At 68.5% G+C, this 3135-nt stretch carries 2 protein-coding genes; both read right to left on the bottom strand.

The window, feature by feature from the left end:
* On the bottom strand, nt 1-1104 hold a 1104-nt coding region (locus tag VGF12_RS00055; protein ID WP_331174004.1), incomplete at its 3' end, for a TonB-dependent receptor plug domain-containing protein.
* A gap of 162 nt (nt 1105-1266) precedes the next feature.
* A partial coding sequence (locus VGF12_RS00050) for a Tex family protein (RefSeq protein WP_331174003.1) occupies nt 1267-3135 on the bottom strand: 1869 nt, incomplete at its 5' end.

Genomic DNA, 3135 nt, shown 5'->3' with positions numbered 1-3135 from the left:
GACCGTGTGGTCCTCGCCTGCGTACTGGCTGTACTTGCCGGCCAGCGAGGTCTGACGGTTGGTGTTGTCGCCCGTGGTCGTGCGGGTGACGGTCTGCGCACCGGCGGCGTTGCGGCCGAGGAAGTCGTACTGGAAGTCCGCCCCGCCGCTGCCCGTGCCAGCGCGCAGCTCGATGCGGCGGTCTTCGCCGAAGCGGTTGTTGTACTGGAGGTTGACGCGGTTGGCCGCGAAGCTGCCGCGGTTGCGGCTGCTGTCCAGCACGCTGGTTGGCAACACGCTCTGGCCCGGCGTGGAAGCCAGGATCTGCGTCTGGCTCTCGCCTTCGTTGCGGAAGCGGTTGCGCAGGAAGAAGCCCTGCACGGTCAGCGTCTCGTCGTCACCGAGCTTCCAGTTCAGGCGCGGCGAGATGTTGACGCCGCGGCCGTAGGAATGGTCGAAGCCCTCCGACGCGAGGTGGGTGGCGCCAGCGTCGCGCACCCGATCGCTCTGGGTCTCGTTGCGCATGTCCCACTGGAAGAACGAGATCGGCAACACCAGGCCGATGCCGCCGACGATGCGGTCGCCATACGTGAAGCTGCCGCCGACCGTGGGCTTCTCGTTGGCGTAGGACACACCCAGGCGCAAGTCCTTCTGCACGACGCGCGGCGCGTCCTTCAGGATGATGTTCAGCGTGCCGGCAACGGCCTGGGCGCTCTGGTCGGCCGTGGGCGCCTTGCTGACCTCCAGGCGCTCGACTTGGGCCGGGTTGAGGTTGTCCAGGCTGAATCCGGGGGGCGCCGGCTCGCCATTGACGAGGATCTGCGTGTAGGCCCCGCCCAGGCCGCGCATGCGCAGCTGGCCACCGGAGACGTTGATGCCGGGCAGGCGTTTCAGGACGTCGGAGAGCTGGGTGTCCCCGTACTTGTCCAGCTCCTCGCGACCATAGAGCTGCTTGGCCACGGGCTGGCGGCGGCGCAGGTCGGTGTCGGTCTGCTGGCGCGTCACGGACACGCGTTCGAGCTGGTTGCCTGGCGTCGGCGGGCTGGATGCGCGATCGACCTCCTGCTGGGCCAGGGCCAGGGCAGGGCTGAGCAGAAGCAGCGAGGCGAGGGCGGGGGTTTTCAAGAAGAGACTCCGGGGTTTGAGGCGGTGCGCACCATAGCGGCGGTAGGCGGCTCGGGCGGTCGCGTTGCGACCAGTTGCGATTTCGGGAGCATCAATCGACGGCCCGTGGGGCGAGCCGCGATCATGGCGATGCTGTGTGTCAGTGACTGACCCCCGAAAGGGTCAGCGTTTGAGTTTGGCGAATGCCGCCGCCATCGCGTTGCCGCCGGCGGGTGCCGCATCGCGCGAGCCGCCGCCGTGGGGGCGCTCGGTGCGGGCGGCCGGACGGAAGCTGTTGTCCTGCTTCGGGCCTCGCGGGGCCTGGGCGTCCAGCTTCATCGTCAGCGAGATGCGCTGGCGGGCCAGGTCCACCTCCAGCACCTTGACCTTGACGATGTCGCCAGTCTTGACCACCTCGCGAGCGTCGTTGACGAACTTGTTGGACAGCTGGCTGACGTGGATCAATCCATCTTGGTGCACGCCCAGGTCGACGAAGGCGCCGAACTGCGCGACGTTGCTGACCGTGCCTTCCAGCAGCATGCCGGGCTGCAGGTCCTTCACGTCCTCGACGCCATCGTTGAAGCGGGCCACCTTGAAGTCCGGACGTGGGTCACGGCCGGGCTTCTCCAGCTCGGCGAGCACGTCCTTGACGGTGATCGCGCCGAACTTGTCGTCGGCCAGCAGCTCGGGCTTGAGCGTGCGCAGCACTTCGCTGCGGCCAATGATCTCTTCGGCCGATCGTTTCAGCGCGGTCAGCGCGCGTTCGACGATGGGGTAGGTCTCGGGGTGGACGCCCGAGAAGTCCAGCGGGTTGTCGCCTCCGCGGATGCGAAGGAAGCCGGCCGACTGCTCGAAGGTCTTGGGCCCCAGGCCCGCCACGTCCAGCAGTTGCTGGCGGTTGCGGAACGCGCCGTTGGCATCGCGCCAGCGCACGATGTTGCTGGCCACCGAGGCCGACAGGCCGGACACGCGGGCCAGCAGCGCGCTGGACGCTGTGTTCAGGTCCACGCCCACCTTGTTCACGCAGTCCTCGACGACGGCGTCCAGCGTGCGGGCCATCTCGCTCTGGTTGACGTCGTGCTGGTACTGGCCCACGCCGATGCTCTTGGGGTCGATCTTGACCAGTTCGGCCAGCGGGTCCTGCAGGCGGCGGGCAATGGACACGGCGCCGCGCAGGCTGACGTCCAGGTCCGGCAGCTCCTTGGACGCGAACTCGGACGCCGAATAGACGGAGGCGCCGGCCTCGCTGACGACGACCCGCTCGATCTTCACGTTCGCGTCCAGCGCCTGCAGCTTCTTGATCAGCTCGCCAGCGAGCTTGTCGGTTTCGCGGCTGGCGGTACCGTTGCCAATCGCGATCAGGTTCACGCCATGCGTCGCGCACAGCTTGGCCAGGGTGTGCAGTGAGCCGTCCCAGTCGCGGCGCGGCTCGTGCGGGTACACGGTGGCGGTTTCCACCAGCTTGCCTGTGGCGTCCACCACGGCCACCTTCACGCCGGTGCGGATGCCCGGGTCCAGCCCCATCACCACGCGCGGGCCGGCCGGCGCGGCCAGCAGCAGGTCGCGCAGGTTGTCGGCGAACACCTTGATGGCGACCTTCTCGGCCTCGTCGCGCAGACGCGCGAACAGGTCACGCTCGGTGGACAGGCTCAGCTTCACGCGCCAGGTCCAGGCCACGCACTTGCGCAGCAGGTCGTCGGCCGGGCGGCCGGCATGGCTCCAGCCCAGGTGCAGGGCGATCTTGCCTTCGGCGATGCTGGGCTTGCCCGGCTCGGGCTCCACCGGCAGCACCAGCTTGCCTTCGAGAATTTCGAGCGCACGGCCGCGGAACACGGCCAGCGCGCGGTGCGAGGGCACGCGGCCGATGGGCTCGTCGTACTCGAAATAGTCGCGGAACTTGGAGACCTCGGGGTCGTTCTCGTTCTTGCCGTCGATCTTCTTGCTGCGCAAGAGGCCCTCGGCCCACAGCCATTCGCGCAGCGACTGCACCAGCACGGCGTCTTCGGCCCAGCGCTCGGACAGGATGTCGCGCACGCCGTCCAGCACCGCCGG

The organism is Roseateles sp., assembly GCF_036404855.1.
Lineage (GTDB): Bacteria > Pseudomonadota > Gammaproteobacteria > Burkholderiales > Burkholderiaceae_C > Pelomonas.
The sequence above is the reverse complement of the archived record's forward strand: the minus strand, read 5'-3'. Positions and strand labels throughout refer to the sequence as shown.